Raw genomic sequence first — 17,688 nt, forward strand, 5'->3', positions numbered from 1 at the left:
CGGCGGGGCCCGTCCGACGGGATTCCCGCCGCGCCCGTCGGTCTTGCGAAGATAGTGATTGGCCACTAACTTGGCTTCCGTGGCGAGGACGAGCATGCGGATGAGCGCGGAGGAGCGGCGCGAGAGCGTCGTTCGCGCCGCGGTGATCGAATTCGCCAGGAGCGGCTACCGGGGGACGTCCACCGAGGCGATCGCCCGCCGGGTGGGTGTCTCGCAGCCGTACCTGTTCCGGCTGTTCCCCGGCAAGCAGGCGATCTTCACGGCCGCCGCCGAGCGCTGCATCGAGGAGACCTGGAAGGTCTTCGACGAGGCCTCGGTCGGGCTGACCGGGCCGGCGGCCGCCGAGGCGATGTCCGAGGCGTACCTGGGCCTGGTCGCGGACAGCGAGCAGCTCATGATGCAGATGCAGCTCTACGTCTCGGTGTTCGCGGCCCGGACGACCGGCGAGGACGAGATCGGGGAGACCGCCCGGAGGCTCTGGGAGGAGCTGTTCGAGCGGGTCAGGGGCCGGATCGGCGGTGACGTGCAGGGCGCCGCGGAGTTCTTCGCGTACGGGATGCTGATCAACACGCTGGTGGCGCTGGGGTACCCCCGGGACCACCGGATCTGGAGCGGCCTGGGCTTCGGTGAGCAGGGAAAGTGCGGAGAGCACGGCGAGGGCGGGGAGTAGCGGGCCGCACGGTGGAGTCCGTGCGGCCTTTTTCGGTCCTCGAAAGTTAGTGATCAATAACTATCTAAGACCCCTGGGGGGAAGTCATGACGGAGAGAACGGAAGAACAGGGACTGGGACGGCTCGGTGCCTGGACCCTGGTGATCACCAGCGTCGCGGGCTTCATGGCCAGCCTGGACAACCTGGTCGTCACCACCGCGCTGCCGTCCATCCGCGAGGACCTCGGCGGCGGGCTGTCCGACCTGGAGTGGACGGTCAGCGCCTACACCCTGTCCTTCGCCGTCCTGCTGATGTTCGGCGCCGCGCTCGGCGACCGGTTCGGCCGCCGCCGGATCTTCCTGGTCGGGCTCACGCTCTTCACCGTCGGCTCCGCCGCGGCCGCCCTCTCGCCGGGCATCGGCGCCCTGATCGCCGCCCGCGCCGTCCAGGGCGCCGGCGCCGCCGTCTCCATGCCGCTCACCCTCACCCTGCTCACCGCCGCGGTGCCGGCGGCCAGGCGGGGTCTGGCCTTCGGCATCTGGGCGGGCGTCAACGGCCTGGCCGTCGCCACCGGACCGCTGGTCGGCGGGACGCTCACCGAGCACTTCTCCTGGCAGTGGATCTTCTGGGTGAACGTCCCGGTCGGCCTCGTCCTGATCCCGCTCGCCGCCCTCAAGCTCCGCGAGAGCCGGGGCGCCAACCCGGCGCTGGACGTGGTCGGCACGATCCTGGTCAGCCTGGGCCTGTTCGGCGTCGTCCTCGGCCTGATCCGCGGCAACCCGAACGGCTGGACCAGCCCGCTGGTGCTCGGCTCCCTGATCGGCGGCGTCGCGCTGCTCACCGCCTTCGTGCTGTACGAGCAGCGCTGGGCCCGGCACCCGATGCTCCCGATGCGGCTGTTCCGCAGCCGGGCCTTCTCCGCCGTCAACGCCTCCGGCCTGCTGATGTTCCTCGGGATGTTCGGCTCGATCTTCCTGATCAGCCAGCACCTGCAGAGCGTGGGCGGCTACAGCCCGCAGGAGGCCGGCATCCGGATGCTCCCGTGGACCGGCATGCCGCTGATCGTCGCCCCGATCGCGGGCGTCCTGGCCGACCGCTTCGGAGGCCGCCCGATCGTGGTCACCGGGCTGCTGCTGCAGGGCGCCGGCCTGGCGATGTACGCGGCGATCACCGGCGGCAGCACCGGCTACGACTACGCCGCCGAGATCCCCGCCGTGGTGATCTGCGGCATCGGCATGTCGCTGTACTTCGCCCCGACCGCCGCCCTGGTGATGGACAGCGTCCGGCCGGAGGAGCAGGGCATCGCCTCCGGCGCCAACAACGCGCTGCGCGAGGTCGGCGGCGCGCTCGGCGTGGCCGTCCTCTCGGCGGTGTTCTCGGCGCAGGGCGGGTACACGTCGGAGCAGTCCTTCATCGACGGGCTGGTGCCCGCGCTGTACGTCGGCGCCGGGGTGGTGGCGGTCGCGGCGGTCTGCGCGTTCTTCCTCCCGCGCCGGGTGAAGCCCGCGGTCGTCGCCGACGAGCCGGCGGCCGTGGAGCCGGAGCAGGCCGGTGCCGAGCGGGCCGAGGCCGGTGCCGAGCGGGCCGGGGACGCGGCGCCCGTCCACGCCGAGGCCTCGAAGGCCTGACCGGCCGGTACGGGTGCGGGGGCGGCCGGGCGGCCGCCCCCGCACCCGTACGCTGGTGGGCGTGCTGGTAGAAAACGACGCCCCCCTCGCCCCGCTGACCACGCTCCGGCTCGGCGGCCCGGCCCGCCGCCTGGTGACCGCCCACACCGACGACGAGGTGATCGCCGCCGTCCGCGCGGCCGACGAGGCCGGCGAGCCGCTGCTGGTCCTCGGCGGCGGCTCCAACCTGGTGATCGGCGACGCCGGCTTCCCGGGCACCGTGCTGCGGATCGCGACCACCGGCTTCGCCCTGGACGGCACCGTGCTGGAACTGGCGGCCGGCGAGGTCTGGTCGGAGGCGGTCGCCCGCGCGGTGCGCGAGCACGGCCTGGCGGGCGTCGAGTTCCTGGCCGGCATCCCCGGCTCGGCCGGTGCGACCCCGGTGCAGAACGTCGGCGCGTACGGCCAGGAGGTCGCCCAGTCGATCACCGAGGTGGTCGCCTACGACCGCACGGCCGGCGAGGTGGTCACGGTCCCCAACGCCGAGTGCGCGTTCTCCTACCGGCACAGCCGCTTCAAGGCCGAGCCGGACCGCTACGTGGTGCTGCGGGTGCGGTTCGCCCTGGCCGACCACGAGGGGCTCTCCACCCCGGTCAAGTACGCCGAGGTGGCCAGGCACTTCGGCGTCGAGCAGGGCGAGCGGGTGCCGCTGGAGCGGGCGCACGACGCGGTGCTGGGGCTGCGCTCCGGCAAGGGCATGGTGCTGGACCCGGCGGACCACGACACCTGGTCGGCCGGCTCCTTCTTCACCAACCCGGTGCTCACCGCCGCCCAGTACGAGTCCTTTCGGACCCGCCCGGGCACCGAGAACGCCCCCGCCTACCCGGCGCCGGAGGGCTGCACCAAGACCTCGGCCGCCTGGCTGATCGACCGGGCCGGCTTCGGCAAGGGCTACGGCAGCGGCCCGGCGACGCTCTCCACCAAGCACACCCTGGCGCTCACCAACCGCGGCGCGGCCACCGCCGAGGACCTGCTGGCGCTGGCCCGGGAGATCCGGGACGGCGTCCGCGAGGCCTTCGGGGTCGAGCTGGTGAACGAGCCGGTGATGATCGGCGTCAAGCTCTAGGCCTGGTCCACAAGGCACGCCTCAGGTGCCGCTGACCAGCCAGGTGTCGATGTCCGCCAGCAGCTCCTTGCGGACGGCCTCCGGCGCGCGCGAGCCGCGGACGGACTGCCGTGCCAGCTCGGCGAGTTCGGCGTCGCCGAAGCCGAGGACGTCGCGGGCCAGGTCGTACTGGGCGGCCAGCCGGCTGCCGAACAGCAGCGGGTCGTCCGCGCCCAGGGCCAGCGGCACGCCGGCGTCGAACAGCCGCCGCAGCGGGACGTCCTCGGGGCGCTCGTAGACGCCGAGCGAGACGTTCGAGGACGGGCAGACCTCGCAGGTGATCTGGCGGTCCGCCAGTCGTTCCATCAGCCTCGGGTCCTCGGCGGCGCGGACGCCGTGGCCGATCCGGCCGGCGCCCAGGTCGTCCAGGCAGTCCCGGACGGACTCGGGCCCGGCCAGCTCGCCGCCGTGCGGGGCGGCCAGCAGCCCGCCCTTGCGGGCGATCTCGAAGGCCCGGTCGAAGTCCCGGGCGAGGCCGCGCCGCTCGTCGTTGGAGAGACCGAAGCCGACCACGCCCTGGTCGGCGTACCGGACGGCGAGCCGGGCCAGCGTCCGGGCGTCCATCGGGGACTTCATCCGGTTCGCCGCGACCAGCACCCGGATGCCCACCCCGGTGGCCGTGGCGGCGTGCTCCACGGCGTCCAGGATCAGCTCCAGCGCGGGGATCAGCCCGCCCAGCCGGGGCGCGTACGAGGTCGGGTCGACCTGGATCTCCAGCCAGCGGGAGCCGTCCCGTCGCTCGTCCTGGGCGGTCTCCAGGACCAGCCGGCGGATGTCCTCCTCGTCCCGCAGCACCGAGCGGGCGGTGTCGTACAGGCGCTGGAAGCGGAACCAGCCGCGTTCGTCGGTGGCCCGCAGTCGCGGCGGCTCGCCGGAGCTGAGCGCCTCCGGCAGTCGGACGCCGTGCTTGTCGGCCAGCTCCAGCAGGGTGGCGGGCCGCATCGAGCCGGTGAAGTGCAGGTGCAGGTGGGCCTTCGGGAGGTCCCTGACGTCTCGCGGATTCAACAGGCGTTCCATTCGCCGATACTGCCGCATCGGACCCCCAAACGGGAACCGCCCTCCTTCCGTCCCCCGAAGGGGTGAAAGAGGGCGGTACCCGACGTGAAGCGCGGGTGTCAGCGGGCGTCAGCGGACGTCAGCGGGCGCCGACGGGTGTCAGTCGCGGGCCTCGCCGAGCAGCTTCTGCAGCCGGCCGATGCCCTCGGCCAGGTCGGCGTCGCCGAGCGCGTAGGAGAACCGCAGGTAGCCGGGGGTGCCGAAGGCCTCGCCCGGGACGGCCGCGACCTCGGCCTCGTCCAGGATCAGCGAGGCCAGCTCGCCGGAGCTCTCCGGGCGCCGGCCGCGGATCTCCTTGCCCAGCAGGCCCTTGACGGACGGGTACACGTAGAACGCGCCCTGCGGCTCGGGGCAGTACACACCCTCGATCTCGTTGAGCATCCGCACGATGGTCCTGCGGCGGCGGTCGAAGGCGGTGCGCATCTCGTGCACGGCGGCCAGGTCGCCGCTGACGGCGGCGATCGCGGCGCGCTGGGCGACGTTGGAGACGTTCGAGGTGGCGTGCGACTGCAGGTTGGTCGCGGCCTTGATGACGTCCTTGGGGCCGATCACCCAGCCCACCCGCCAGCCGGTCATCGCGTAGGTCTTGGCGACGCCGTTGACCACGATGCACTTGTCGGCCAGCTCGGGCAGCAGGGCCGGCAGCGAGGTGAAGGAGGCGTCGCCGTACACCAGGTGCTCGTAGATCTCGTCGGTGAGCACCCAGAGGCCGTGCTCCAGTGCCCAGCGGCCGATCGCCTCGGCCTCGGCCTCGGTGTACACCGCGCCGGTCGGGTTGGACGGCGAGACGAAGAGCACCACCTTGGTGTTCTCGGTGCGGGCGGCCTCCAACTGCTCGACCGAGACCTTGTAACCGGTGGTCTCGTCGGTCACGACCTCCACCGGGACGCCGCCGGCGAGCTGGACCGACTCCGGGTAGGTGGTCCAGTACGGGGCCGGGACGATGACCTCGTCGCCCGGGTCCAGGATCGCGGCGAACGCCTCGTAGATCGCCTGCTTGCCGCCGTTGGTGACCAGCACCTGGGAGGCGTCCACCTCGTAGCCGGAGTCGCGCAGCGTCTTGGCGGCGATCGCGGACTTCAGCTCGGGCAGGCCACCCGCCGGGGTGTAGCGGTGGTTCTTCGGGTCTCGGCAGGCCTCGACGGCCGCCTCGACGATGTAGTCCGGGGTGGGGAAGTCGGGCTCGCCGGCTCCGAAGCCGATCACCGGACGGCCGGCCGCCTTGAGGGCCTTGGCCTTGGCGTCCACGGCGAGGGTCGCGGACTCGGCGATCGCGCCGACCCGGGCGGAGACCCGGCGGTCGGCGGGGCGGATGGAACGGTCGGGCTGCGGGGTGGAAGCGCTCATGCCTGCATCGTCGCAGAACCGGGACGGACCGGGCATCGCGGTTTCACCATCCGTACCGGACCGTCCACATGGCGGCCCCCGTCGATCCGCCGGTGATCATGCGGGCATGCCGGACATATGCCGGACAACCGGTGCCCCCGGAAGAAGAGGTTCGACCAAACACCCCTCGACCACGTATGCTCACTGCTCGACGGCCCGCCGAAAAAGAACCGGAGCTCCACCAGCTGTGCAGACAGCAGGGGGAGATGCGGTAGGTTGGTCGCTACGGAGTCGCGAGGCCCCGTAGGGCAATAGCTCAATTGGTAGAGCACCGGTCTCCAAAACCGGCGGTTGGGGGTTCAAGTCCCTCTTGCCCTGCTGCTTGATCCGTTTTCAGCCCGTTCGCTCCACAGAGCGAGCGGGCTTGATGCGGAGAGGGCACCGATCAGCACCGCTTGTAGCCGGCCGTTTCGTGCCCCATCGGGCGCGAGCCGCTCGGCCGGACCCGGATTCAGGTGAGGACGAGTGACGGAGACCACGGGCTCCACCGCAACGCCTGAGAGCGGCAACCCTGAGGGGGCCGACGGCGCTGCCGACACCACGCCCGCGGAGGGCGAGGAGAAGTCGCTCTCGCGCCGCGAGCGTAAGCGCGCCGCCCGCGCCGGTGACAAGAAGTCCGGCAAGCGCGGCAAGATGGGCCCGTTCGCCCGAATCGGCCTGTTCTACCGCCAGATCATCGCCGAACTGCGCAAGGTCGTCTGGCCCACCCGCAGCGAGCTCACCCAGTACACGACCGTCGTCGTCGTGTTCGTGGTGGTCGTGATGGGCTTCGTGGCCGGCCTCGACTACGGCCTCTCCAAGCTGAGCCTCCTGGTCTTCGGCTGACCTGGCCGTCCCACCTCCGTAGCAGTCTCCCGACCCGGGCCGAATCATCGGCCCGGGTCGTGCTGTCTGCGCCGGACGTACGCGGCCGCTACCGTGGACTCGGTACTGTTGAAGTCTCCGAGTCCTCTCCTGGCGCCCGCGCGAGCGGCAGCCCGCCGGAGCCGGCCCCGGAGCGCGCCACCTTCACCATCTCCAGGAAAGAAGCAGCCACCGTGTCTGAGTCCCCCCTGTACGACGCCGACGAGACCGTCCGCGAGGCGGATGTCGCCGCCGAGCTGGACGCGGCCGAGCTGGCTGACGAAGCCGAGTCCGCCGAGCAGATCGTTGACGCCGTGGACGGCGACGAGGACGAGGTCGAGGCGCACGACGAGGCCGAGGCCGGCGAGCCCGCCGAGGAGGCGGCGCTGCACGTGGAGGACGACGTGGAGCCCGCCGCCGAGGAGACCGAGGCCGACGCCGACGCCGAGGAGGCCGAGGCCGAGGAGACCGTCGAGGTCGACCCGGTCGCCAAGTTCCGCGAGGACCTGCGCTTCATGCCGGGCGAGTGGTACGTGATCCACACCTACGCCGGCTACGAGAACCGGGTGAAGCAGAACCTGGAGCAGCGCGCCGTCTCGCTGAACGTCGAGGAGTACATCTTCCAGGCCGAGGTGCCGCAGGAGGAGGTCGTCCAGATCAAGAACGGCGACCGCAAGACCATCCGCCAGAACAAGCTCCCCGGCTACGTCCTGGTGCGCATGGACCTCACCCCCGAGTCCTGGGGCGTCGTGCGCAACACCCCCGGTGTCACCGGCTTCGTCGGCAACGCCTACGACCCGTACCCGCTGACCCTGGACGAGGTCGTCAAGATGCTCGCCCCGGACGTCGAGCGCCAGGCGGCCAAGGAGGCCGGCAAGCCCTCGCCGATCAAGCCGAGCGAGATCCAGGTGCTGGACTTCGAGGTCGGCGACTCGGTCACCGTCACCGACGGTCCGTTCGCGACGCTGCAGGCGACCATCAACGAGATCAACCCCGACTCGAAGAAGGTCAAGGGCCTGGTCGAGATCTTCGGCCGGGAGACCCCGGTCGAGCTCTCCTTCGACCAGATCCAGAAGAACTAGTCCCACGGTCTTCGGATCCGGGGCGGGGCCGAGGGCCCTGCCCCGGATCCGTTTTGGTCCAGCGGCGCTAAGGCGTTAGCCTGGTTCGATGTGTGTGTTGGCGGCCGGGTGTCGCCCCGGCTCCGCACACACCAGCACTCACCTCTCGGAAGGACCCGGAGAGACATGCCTCCCAAGAAGAAGAAGGTCACGGGGCTTATCAAGCTCCAGATCAACGCCGGTGCGGCCAACCCGGCGCCGCCGGTCGGCCCCGCGCTGGGCCAGCACGGCGTCAACATCATGGAGTTCTGCAAGGCCTACAACGCTGCGACCGAGTCGCAGCGCGGCATGATCGTGCCGGTGGAGATCACGGTCTACGACGACCGTTCCTTCACCTTCATCACGAAGACGCCGCCGGCCGCGCGCCTCATCCTGAAGGCCGCCGGTGTGGACAAGGGCTCCAGCGAGCCGCACAAGACCAAGGTCGCGAAGCTCACCAGCGCCCAGGTCCGCGACATCGCGACCACCAAGATGCCCGACCTGAACGCCAACGACCTGGACGCGGCGGAGAAGATCATCGCCGGCACCGCCCGGTCGATGGGCATCACCGTCGAGGGCTGACCAGCTCTTTTCGTCCCTGTGGTAGGGCCTGCGCAGGCCCGTGATACCACGACTCCCATCACCATTCAGGAGCAGCAGTGAAGCGCAGCAAGGCTCTGAAGGCCGCGGACGCTCAGGTCGACCGCGACCGCCTCTACGCCCCCCTCGAGGCCATCCGCCTCGCCAAGGCGACCAGCACCACCAAGTTCGACGGCACCGTCGAGGTCGCCATGCGTCTGGGCGTCGACCCGCGCAAGGCCGACCAGATGGTCCGCAGCACCGTGATCCTCCCGCACGGCACCGGTAAGACCGCTCGGGTCCTGGTCTTCGCGACCGGTGACCGTGCCGAGGCCGCGCGTGCTGCGGGCGCCGACATCGTCGGCTCCGACGAGCTGATCGACGAGGTCGCCAAGGGCCGCCTGGACTTCGACGCCGTCGTCGCCACCCCGGACCTCATGGGCAAGGTCGGCCGCCTCGGCCGCGTGCTCGGTCCCCGTGGTCTGATGCCGAACCCGAAGACCGGCACCGTGACCCCGGACGTCGCCAAGGCTGTCAACGACATCAAGGGCGGCAAGATCGAGTTCCGCGTCGACAAGCACTCGAACCTGCACTTCATCATCGGTAAGGCCTCCTTCACCGACGAGCAGCTGGTCGAGAACTACGCCGCCGCGCTGGACGAGGTGCTCCGCGCCAAGCCGTCCGCCGCCAAGGGCCGCTACATCAAGAAGACCGCCATCAGCACCACGATCGGCCCCGGCATCCCCGTGGACCCGAACCGCACCCGCAACCTCTTCACCGAAGAGGACCCGGCCGCGGTCTGAGCCGATCGGCTCTGAAGCAGTCTGTACAGCGGGCCCGTACCCCCTTCACCGGGGGTGCGGGCCCGCAGTCGTTTCCGGATCGGGACGGGGGTGGATGGGAACGGTTGACCGAAGCGTCGTACGCTCTGCCGGTCAGATCATGTGCAGAACGTGTGACCGTCGGAGCGTGCCGTGCCGCCCACCCTTCGCCCCGCCGCCGCGGTGGCCACCCTGCTGCTGATCGGTGCCACCACCGGGTGCAGCCTGCTGGCCGCCCCGGGAACCCGCACCCCCGACGGTGACCCCGCGCCCGTGCCGCCCCGCAAGGTGGTGCTCGCCGCCGCCCAGGCGCTGGACGACGCCGGCGGCGCCCGGATCGACGTGGTCGAGGAGGGCCCGGCCGGCCGCCGCACCGCGAGCGGCACCCTGACCTGGGGCGCCCGGGACGAGGGCGCCCTGACCGTCACCGACGAGCAGGGCACCGGGCAGCTGACCCTGAAGGACGGCGCACTCGACCTCAGTTACCAGGGCGCCCCGCCCAAGCACGCGGACCGGGACGGCGCCGAGTCGCTCGATCCGCGGGCGACCACCGGCCCCGGCGGCTACGCGGGTGGCTGGATGACCGCCCTGGTCACCAACCCGGGCAGCCGTGCGTACGAGATCGCGCAGGCCGGGACGCTCGGTTCGCTCGGCGGCGAGCAACTGGCCGGGATGACCGTGGCGCACTACCAGGGCACCACGCCGGTGGCCGAATACTTCGGCGCGGACCAGGAGTTGACCCCGGCGCGACTCGCCGCGGTGGTCGACTGGTACGGCCGGCGAGGGGTGTCGGCGATCGGTTACGACGTCTGGGTCGGGCCCGGTGAGCGGCTGCTGAGACTGCGTGAGACGGCCCGGGGGAGCGACGGCACCACGGTGACCACGACGGATGTCTCGACCCCCGGAGAAGGCGACGCGCCCCCTGTCGAAACCGGGTGACGGGAGGGGGCTGTACGGCACGTGGGGGATCTGGCGATCCGTTAGAGTCCGCGTGAGAAGAAGCCGAAAATCGGTTCTTCATCGGATCGTTCGGATCTCACGGGGGACTCCATGCGCGCTGCGCGCCTCGCCTCGACCGTCGTCACCGCGGCCGTGCTGCTCGGTGCCGTCACCGCCTGCGGCAGCAAGGGCGGCGACGCCAAGAGCGGCGACGCGGCGCCGACCGGAGACCCCAAGGCCGCGCTGGCCGCCTCCGCCCTGGTGATGCAGAAGGCCGGCAACGGCAAGGTCACCATGGTCTCCCCGGACGGCTCGACCCACACCGCGGGCAGCGGCGACGCCGACTGGAAGGACCCGAACCGGACGGCCGTCGACCTGACGGGCGAGGTGGAGACCAAGAAGATCCGGTTCCGGGTGATCGGGACCGACGGCTACCTCGGCGGCGGCGACACCGAGGCCGCCGCCATGGGCGGCAAGCACTGGATCAAGCTGCCCGCCTCGAACGAACTCGGCAACGGCGTCCTGCTGATGAGCCAGCTGCTCAACCCGGTCGCCCAGCTCGGGCTCGCCGCGCAGAGCGGCAAGCCCGCCAAGGTCGGCCAGGAGAGCCTCGACGGCGTCCAGGCCACCCACCTGCGGGTGGTCGAGGAGGCCTCCGCCATGGTGGCCGGCATGCCGGGCCTCACGGCCGACCAGCGCACGGCCGTCCAGAAGTCCCTGGAAGAGGACGGCAGGACCCTCACCATCGACTTCTGGCTCAACGGCCGGCAGGAACTCGTCCAGTACCAGGAGTACGGCGACAAGAACGGCGAGCACGACGCCGTCACCGTCAAGTACGCGGACCTCGGCAAGGCCTCGAAGATCGACGCCCCCGCCGCCACCGACCTCGGCAGCGAGACCGACCTCCTCAAACTGCTCGGCTGACACGGTGGAACTGGCCGAGCCGGCGAAGTTGGGCAAGGGGGGCGCCACCGGCTGATCCGGGGCAGGGTGGCAAGGTGGCCGGAACGAAAGCCGCCGACGCGGCGCCGGGGCGAGAGGGGACCAGACGATGGCGGGACGACGGCGGTTGGCGGCGCTGGCCGCGGTCGTCCTGCTGGCGAGCGGGCTGGCCGGCTGCGGCGGGGGTGGCGGCACGCCGGCCACGCCCTCCGGCAGCCCGAGCCCGACCAGTTCCTCGTCGACCGAGGCGGCCAAGCCCAGCGACCGCTCGCCGCACGGCGTCCTGGTCTCCGCCCAGCTGGCCATGCAGACCGCCCGCCGGGCCAAGGTCAGCTACCGGCTGGGAGCGGACGCCGGGGCCGGGCCGCTGTTCTGGCAGCCCAAGACGGCGCTCCAGATCAAGCGCTCCACCCCGGCCGACGCCGAGCAGCTGATCGTCGTGGACACCGTCGCCTACCAGGGCGGTGACGCCGCCACCGCGGCCCGCCAGGGCGGCCGGCACTGGGAGCGCTTCTCCGTCCCGCCGGACCCGGACGGCCACCGGGAGGTCCCGTACGCGGGGCTGATCGACCTGCTGAACCCGGTCGAGGCGCTGGCGGCCGCCACCGCCGACGGGGTGGACCCGCGGTTCGTCGGCGAGGAGAAGTTCGACGACTCGACGGTCGAGCACTACCGGATCACCACGACCGCCGAGCGCTACGCCGCCGCCCAGACCCAGCTGACCCAGGCCCGCCGGGACGGCCTGCGGGCCGCGCTGGCCCCCGGCGGCTCGATCTCGCTCACCGTGGACCTCTGGCTCAACGACAAGGACCAGCTGGTCCGGCTCCAGCGCACCGGCAGCGGTGACAGCGGCCAGGCGGACGACTCGATCCTCTACTCCGACTTCGCCGGCGCCCTGCTCTCGGTGCAGGCCCCGGCCGAGGCGGACACCGTGGACACCGGGCCCCGGACGGTCTCCCCACTGGCCCGCTGAGCCCCGTCCGGCCCGGCCGGCCCGGCGGGGATCGGCCGTTCAGGGGCGATTTGCCCCGGACGGCGGAGTCCGGTTACTGTTACCGAAGCCAAAGACCGCTGGTTGTCACCGTGCTCGCGAGGGATTCGGTGGCCGAAGGATCTGCGCTTCGTCGCAGGCAGCCCGCGCAGGTGTGTCTGGAGCTTCGACTTCCGGGTCCGCGTTCGCGCGAACATCCGTTGAGGTCGTTTCGAGCCCCGTGCGCCCTGCGCACCGGGGCTCATCTGCTTTTCCGCAGGCTTTCCTTCCGTCCGGTTGGTTCGAGGCGTGAATGGTCGACTTTCGCGGTCGGCCGGATTTCGACATCACGGAAGGAGGCGTAAGCCTATGGCAAGGCCCGACAAGGCTGCTGCCGTCGCCGAGATCACGGACAAGTTCCGTGGCTCCTCCGCGGCGCTGCTGACCGAGTACCGCGGTCTCTCGGTGAAGCAGGTCAAGACCCTGCGTCGCTCGCTCGGCGAGAACGCCGAGTACGCCGTGGTGAAGAACACGCTGACCAAGATCGCGGCCAACGAGGCCGGGATTTCGGAGCTCGACGACCTGTTCAACGGTCCGACGGCTGTCGCCTTCGTCACCGGTGACCCGGTGGAGTCGGCGAAGGCTCTGCGTGACTTCGCCAAGGAGAACCCCGCTCTCATCATCAAGGGCGGTGTCCTTGACGGTAAGGCGCTGTCCGCCGATGAGATCAAGAAGCTCGCGGACCTCGAGTCCCGCGAGGTGCTGCTCGCCAAGCTGGCGGGTGCCCTGAAGGCCAAGCAGTCCCAGGCTGCCGCGCTCTTCCAGGCCCTGCCGTCGAAGCTCGTCCGCACTGTGGACGCGCTGCGCGACAAGGTCGAGCAGGGCGGTGCCGGTACGCCGGCTCCCGCCGCCGAGGACGCCGCCGCCGAGTAATCGGCAGGCTCACGCCTCGCTGCGGGCCCGTGCCCGCCCCACCCGTACATACGGCATCACCTGCCGATTTAGTGGAAGGACGCCATCATGGCGAAGCTGTCCCAGGACGAGCTGCTCGCGCAGTTCGAGGACCTCACCCTCATCGAGCTCGCTGGCTTCGTGAAGGCCTTCGAGGAGAAGTTCGACGTCACCGCCGCCGCCCCGGTCGCCGTTGCCGCCGCCGGTGGCCCGGCCGCCGTTGAGGCCGTCGAGGAGCAGGACGAGTTCGACGTCATCCTCGATGGTGCCGGCGACAAGAAGATCCAGGTCATCAAGGAGGTGCGCACCCTGACCTCCCTCGGCCTGAAGGAGGCCAAGGACCTCGTTGACACCGCTGGTGCCAAGGTCCTGGAGAAGGTTGCCAAGGACGTTGCCGAGAAGGCCAAGGCCGCCCTCGAGGGTGCCGGCGCCAAGGTCACCGTCAAGTGACTTCTCGCCCCCTCTGAGGGGGCCTGAAGCCGGGCCGATCACCCTTGTGGGTGGTCGGCCCGGCTTTTTCGCGTTCCCGGCCCTGGGCGGCCCTGGACGGCCCCTGGGCCGGTCCGCGGCCGGGACGCGCCGGTGTGGCCGAGAGCCCACTCGGCAGCGTCGGTGCGGACGGGTATGGTGATCACCGTCATCGACTGTGGCCCCCACCACGGCTTCTGTAACGCCGGGGGGCGTCCGGCCGATGGACGGGTCGAGGTCCGCACCGCCTGCGGGCCCTTGACGAACCCGGCGAGGCGCGCGATTCTCAAGGCGCGAGTCCGCCCGGTTGGTTTGCCTCTGGATGCATAACCAGTGGCTCAGGCGGGAAATGACTCCACGTGAGTTATGGGGCCCGGGCAGTGCCCGGGCCGGTGCAGTACCCGGTGGGCGTTCGCGTCCGCCGGCTACCGGGAGGAGTCTCCGATTCGGTTTCCGAATCAGAGCTGGACAGCAGTGTGCCCTTTGGCTACACTGTCCCTTTGCGCTGCCTGTTAGCTGCTCCGTGACTCGTCGCCCGGAGTTTGCGTTGCCCTGAAGGGGTCTGGCATCGCCTCCGCAAAGCGGCTCTGACCTGGGATTCCGATCCCGGCGGAGGCCAGTGGCGAGGGAGGCGGGACCAAGCCCGTGAAGGCCCGGCTGGTACGCGCGTAGTGAGCTCCGAGCCCTCGGAAGGACCCCCCTCTTGGCCGCGCCGCGCAACGCCTCGAACAATTCCGCCGCATCCACCGCCCCGCTCCGCGTCTCCTTCGCGAAGATCAAGGAGCCCCTCGAGGTCCCCAACCTCCTGGCCCTGCAGACCGAGAGCTTTGACTGGCTGCTCGGCAACGCGGCCTGGAAGTCCCGGGTCGAGGCGGCGCTGGAGAACGGTCAGGACGTCCCCACCAAGTCCGGTCTGGAGGAGATCTTCGAGGAGATCTCCCCGATCGAGGACTTCAGTGGGTCGATGTCGCTGACCTTCCGCGACCACCGTTTCGAGCCGCCGAAGAACTCGATTGACGAGTGCAAGGACCGCGACTTCACGTTCGCGGCTCCGCTCTTCGTCACGGCCGAGTTCACCAACAACGAGACCGGTGAGATCAAGTCTCAGACGGTCTTCATGGGCGACTTCCCGCTCATGACCCACAAGGGCACGTTCGTGATCAACGGCACCGAGCGTGTCGTCGTGTCGCAGCTGGTCCGCTCCCCGGGCGTGTACTTCGACTCCACTCTGGACAAGGTGTCCGACAAGGACATCTACTCCTGCAAGGTCATCCCCTCGCGTGGTGCCTGGCTGGAGATGGAGATCGACAAGCGCGACATGGTCGGCGTCCGCATCGACCGCAAGCGCAAGCAGTCCGTCACCGTGCTGCTCAAGGCGCTCGGCTGGACCAACGAGATGATTCTCGAGGAGTTCGGCGAGTACGAGTCCATGCGCAACACCCTGGAGAAGGACCACACCCAGGGCCAGGACGACGCGCTGCTGGACATCTACCGCAAGCTGCGTCCTGGCGAGCCGCCGACGCGCGAGGCCGCGCAGACGCTTCTGGAGAACCTGTACTTCAACCCGAAGCGCTACGACCTCGCCAAGGTGGGCCGCTACAAGGTCAACCGGAAGCTGGGCAACGCCGAGTCGCTGGACTCCGGCGTGCTCACCGAGCCCGACATCATCGGTGCGATCAAGTACCTGGTGAAGCTGCACGCCGGTGAGACCGAGTGGAACGACCAGACCGGTCGCGACATCGTGGTCGAGGTCGACGACATCGACCACTTCGGCAACCGTCGCCTGCGCAACGTCGGCGAGCTCATCCAGAACCAGGTCCGTACGGGTCTCGCCCGTATGGAGCGCGTCGTGCGCGAGCGCATGACCACCCAGGACGTCGAGGCGATCACGCCGCAGACCCTGATCAACATCCGGCCGGTCGTCGCCTCCATCAAGGAGTTCTTCGGCACCAGCCAGCTGTCGCAGTTCATGGACCAGACGAACCCGCTGTCGGGCCTGACCCACAAGCGCCGTCTGTCCGCCCTCGGCCCCGGTGGTCTCTCCCGTGAGCGCGCCGGCTTCGAGGTCCGTGACGTGCACCCCTCGCACTACGGGCGCATGTGTCCGATCGAGACCCCCGAAGGCCCGAACATCGGTCTGATCGGGTCGCTGGCCTCGTACGGCCGGGTCAACGCGTTCGGCTTCATCGAGACCCCGTACCGCAAGGTCATCGAGGGTGTCGTCACGGAGCAGGTCGACTACCTCACGGCCGACGAGGAGGACCGCTACGTCATCGCGCAGGCCAACGCCCCGCTGACGACGGAGCTGACCTTCGCCGAGCCGCGTGTCCTGGTCCGCCGCCGTGGCGGCGAGATCGACTACATCCCGGGCACCGAGATCGACTACATGGACGTCTCGCCGCGCCAGATGGTGTCGGTCGCGACCGCCATGATCCCGTTCCTCGAGCACGACGACGCCAACCGCGCGCTCATGGGCTCGAACATGATGCGCCAGGCGGTGCCGCTGCTGAAGAGCGAGGCTCCGCTGGTCGGTACCGGCATGGAGTACCGCTGCGCCGTCGACGCCGCGGACGTCATCACCGCCGAGAAGGCCGGTGTCGTCCAGGAGGTCTCGGCCGACTACGTCACCGTCGCCAACGACGACGGCACGTACACCACGTACCGCGCCGCCAAGTTCACCCGCTCCAACCAGGGCACCGCCTTCAACCAGAAGGTGCTCGTGGACGAGGGCGCCCGGGTCGAGTCCGGCCAGGTGCTGGCCGACGGCCCGTGCACCGACGAGGGCGAGATGGCCCTCGGCAAGAACCTGCTCGTGGCGTTCATGTCGTGGGAGGGTCACAACTACGAGGACGCGATCATCCTGTCGCAGCGCCTCGTGCAGGACGACGTCCTCTCCTCGATCCACATCGAGGAGCACGAGGTCGACGCCCGTGACACCAAGCTCGGCCCCGAGGAGATCACCCGGGACATCCCGAACGTCTCCGAGGAGGTCCTCGCCGACCTCGACGAGCGCGGCATCATCCGCATCGGCGCCGACGTCGTCACCGGCGACATCCTGGTCGGCAAGGTCACGCCCAAGGGCGAGACCGAGCTGACCCCGGAGGAGCGCCTGCTCCGCGCGATCTTCGGTGAGAAGGCCCGTGAGGTCCGCGACACCTCGCTGAAGGTGCCGCACGGTGAGTCCGGCAAGGTCATCGGCGTCCGCGTCTTCGACCGCGAAGAGGGCGACGAGCTGCCCCCGGGCGTGAACCAGCTGGTCCGCGTCTACGTGGCCCAGAAGCGCAAGATCACCAACGGTGACAAGCTCGCCGGCCGTCACGGCAACAAGGGCGTCATCTCGAAGATCCTGCCGGTCGAGGACATGCCGTTCCTGGAGGACGGCACCCCGGTCGACATCATCCTCAACCCGCTGGGTGTCCCGTCCCGAATGAACCCGGGACAGGTCCTGGAGATCCACCTCGGGTGGCTCGCCAAGCAGGGCTGGGACGTCTCCGGCCTCGCCGACGAGTGGGCCCAGCGCCTCCAGGCGATCGGCGCCGACACCGTCCAGGGCGGCACCAACCTCGCCACCCCGGTCTTCGACGGCGCCCGCGAGGACGAGATCACCGGCCTGCTGGACAACACCACCCTCACCCGTGACGGTGAGCGCCTGGTGAACTCCACCGGCAAGGCCCGGCTGTTCGACGGCCGCTCCGGCGAGCCGTTCCCGATGCCGGTCTCGGTCGGCTACATGTACATCCTCAAGCTGCACCACCTGGTCGACGACAAGCTGCACGCCCGTTCGACCGGTCCGTACTCGATGATCACCCAGCAGCCGCTCGGTGGTAAGGCGCAGTTCGGTGGTCAGCGCTTCGGTGAGATGGAGGTGTGGGCCCTTGAGGCGTACGGCGCTGCTTACGCGCTGCAGGAGCTGCTCACCATCAAGTCCGACGACGTCCTCGGCCGCGTGAAGGTCTACGAGGCCATCGTCAAGGGCGAGAACATCCCCGAGCCCGGCATTCCCGAGTCCTTCAAGGTCCTCATCAAGGAAATGCAGTCGCTCTGCCTCAACGTGGAGGTGCTGTCCTCGGACGGCCAGTCCATCGAGATGCGGGACTCCGACGAGGACGTGTTCCGCGCCGCCGAGGAGCTCGGCATCGACCTGTCCCGGCGCGAGCCGAGCAGCGTCGAAGAGGTCTGACGGAGGTTGGGCCGGCTGCCCGAGCAGCCGGC

General features: G+C 70.2%; 15 protein-coding genes and 1 tRNA gene. 14 read left to right on the forward strand and 2 right to left on the reverse strand.

The window, feature by feature from the left end; genetic code table 11:
* Positions 1 to 100 precede the first annotated feature (100 nt).
* From ABT015_RS05415 to ABT015_RS05425, 3 genes are all read left to right on the forward strand, one after another.
* Complete coding sequence (locus ABT015_RS05415; protein ID WP_350877395.1) at positions 101 to 670, forward strand: TetR/AcrR family transcriptional regulator; 570 nt, start codon at positions 101 to 103, stop codon at positions 668 to 670.
* Between the two features lie 86 nt (positions 671 to 756).
* Entirely contained in the window at positions 757 to 2,277 is a 1,521-nt protein-coding gene (locus tag ABT015_RS05420) for an MFS transporter (RefSeq protein WP_350877039.1), read from the forward strand.
* A gap of 61 nt (positions 2,278 to 2,338) precedes the next feature.
* The gene (locus ABT015_RS05425; RefSeq protein ID WP_350877041.1) at positions 2,339 to 3,382 is read left to right on the forward strand and encodes a UDP-N-acetylmuramate dehydrogenase; all 1,044 of its coding nucleotides are present in this window, start codon (positions 2,339 to 2,341) and stop codon (positions 3,380 to 3,382) included.
* Positions 3,383 to 3,403: 21 nt separating this feature from the next.
* On the opposite strand, the gene ABT015_RS05430 is transcribed toward ABT015_RS05425, so the two are convergent.
* Both ABT015_RS05430 and ABT015_RS05435 read right to left on the reverse strand, forming a co-directional pair.
* Positions 3,404 to 4,438, reverse strand: a complete 1,035-nt coding sequence (locus tag ABT015_RS05430) for an adenosine deaminase (RefSeq protein ID WP_350877043.1) — start codon at positions 4,436 to 4,438, stop codon at positions 3,404 to 3,406.
* A gap of 138 nt (positions 4,439 to 4,576) precedes the next feature.
* Positions 4,577 to 5,824, reverse strand: coding sequence for a pyridoxal phosphate-dependent aminotransferase (locus tag ABT015_RS05435; RefSeq protein WP_350877045.1), 1,248 nt, complete (start codon positions 5,822 to 5,824; stop codon positions 4,577 to 4,579).
* A gap of 284 nt (positions 5,825 to 6,108) precedes the next feature.
* On the opposite strand from ABT015_RS05435, the gene ABT015_RS05440 reads away from it, so the two are divergent.
* The 11 genes from ABT015_RS05440 to rpoB all read left to right on the forward strand — a co-directional run bounded on the left by ABT015_RS05440 (position 6,109) and on the right by rpoB (position 17,656).
* Positions 6,109 to 6,181: transfer RNA gene (locus tag ABT015_RS05440), tRNA-Trp, on the forward strand.
* Between the two features lie 147 nt (positions 6,182 to 6,328).
* Positions 6,329 to 6,688, forward strand: coding sequence for a preprotein translocase subunit SecE (secE, locus tag ABT015_RS05445; protein ID WP_350877047.1), 360 nt, complete (start codon positions 6,329 to 6,331; stop codon positions 6,686 to 6,688).
* 212 nt (positions 6,689 to 6,900) lie between these two features.
* The gene (nusG, locus tag ABT015_RS05450; protein ID WP_350877049.1) at positions 6,901 to 7,788 is read left to right on the forward strand and encodes a transcription termination/antitermination protein NusG; all 888 of its coding nucleotides are present in this window, start codon (positions 6,901 to 6,903) and stop codon (positions 7,786 to 7,788) included.
* Between the two features lie 165 nt (positions 7,789 to 7,953).
* Positions 7,954 to 8,388 carry a 50S ribosomal protein L11 gene (gene rplK, locus ABT015_RS05455; RefSeq protein ID WP_063348931.1) on the forward strand — a complete coding sequence of 145 codons (435 nt, stop codon included), beginning with the start codon at positions 7,954 to 7,956 and terminating at the stop codon, positions 8,386 to 8,388.
* Between the two features lie 77 nt (positions 8,389 to 8,465).
* Positions 8,466 to 9,188: a 50S ribosomal protein L1 gene (gene rplA / locus ABT015_RS05460; RefSeq protein ID WP_350877051.1), complete on the forward strand. Its 723-nt coding sequence runs from the start codon at positions 8,466 to 8,468 to the stop codon at positions 9,186 to 9,188.
* Positions 9,189 to 9,359: 171 nt separating this feature from the next.
* Positions 9,360 to 10,145 (forward strand): hypothetical protein, encoded by a 786-nt coding sequence (locus tag ABT015_RS05465; protein ID WP_350877053.1) that lies wholly within the window; start codon positions 9,360 to 9,362, stop codon positions 10,143 to 10,145.
* 111 nt (positions 10,146 to 10,256) lie between these two features.
* Positions 10,257 to 11,069, forward strand: a complete 813-nt coding sequence (locus ABT015_RS05470) for an SCO4651 family lipoprotein (RefSeq protein WP_350877055.1) — start codon at positions 10,257 to 10,259, stop codon at positions 11,067 to 11,069.
* A gap of 127 nt (positions 11,070 to 11,196) precedes the next feature.
* On the forward strand, positions 11,197 to 12,060 hold the full coding sequence (locus ABT015_RS05475) for an SCO4651 family lipoprotein (RefSeq protein ID WP_350877057.1): 864 nt from the start codon (positions 11,197 to 11,199) through the stop codon (positions 12,058 to 12,060).
* Positions 12,061 to 12,426: 366 nt separating this feature from the next.
* A complete protein-coding gene (rplJ, locus tag ABT015_RS05480) occupies positions 12,427 to 12,990 on the forward strand; it encodes a 50S ribosomal protein L10 (protein WP_063348937.1) in 564 nt (187 codons plus the stop codon).
* A gap of 84 nt (positions 12,991 to 13,074) precedes the next feature.
* Positions 13,075 to 13,458: a 50S ribosomal protein L7/L12 gene (gene rplL, locus ABT015_RS05485; RefSeq protein WP_208869184.1), complete on the forward strand. Its 384-nt coding sequence runs from the start codon at positions 13,075 to 13,077 to the stop codon at positions 13,456 to 13,458.
* Between the two features lie 721 nt (positions 13,459 to 14,179).
* Entirely contained in the window at positions 14,180 to 17,656 is a 3,477-nt protein-coding gene (gene rpoB / locus ABT015_RS05490) for a DNA-directed RNA polymerase subunit beta (protein WP_350877059.1), read from the forward strand.
* Positions 17,657 to 17,688: the final 32 nt, after the last annotated feature.

Origin of the sequence: Kitasatospora sp. NPDC094016 (assembly GCF_040304045.1) — a bacterium.
Lineage (GTDB): Bacteria > Actinomycetota > Actinomycetes > Streptomycetales > Streptomycetaceae > Kitasatospora.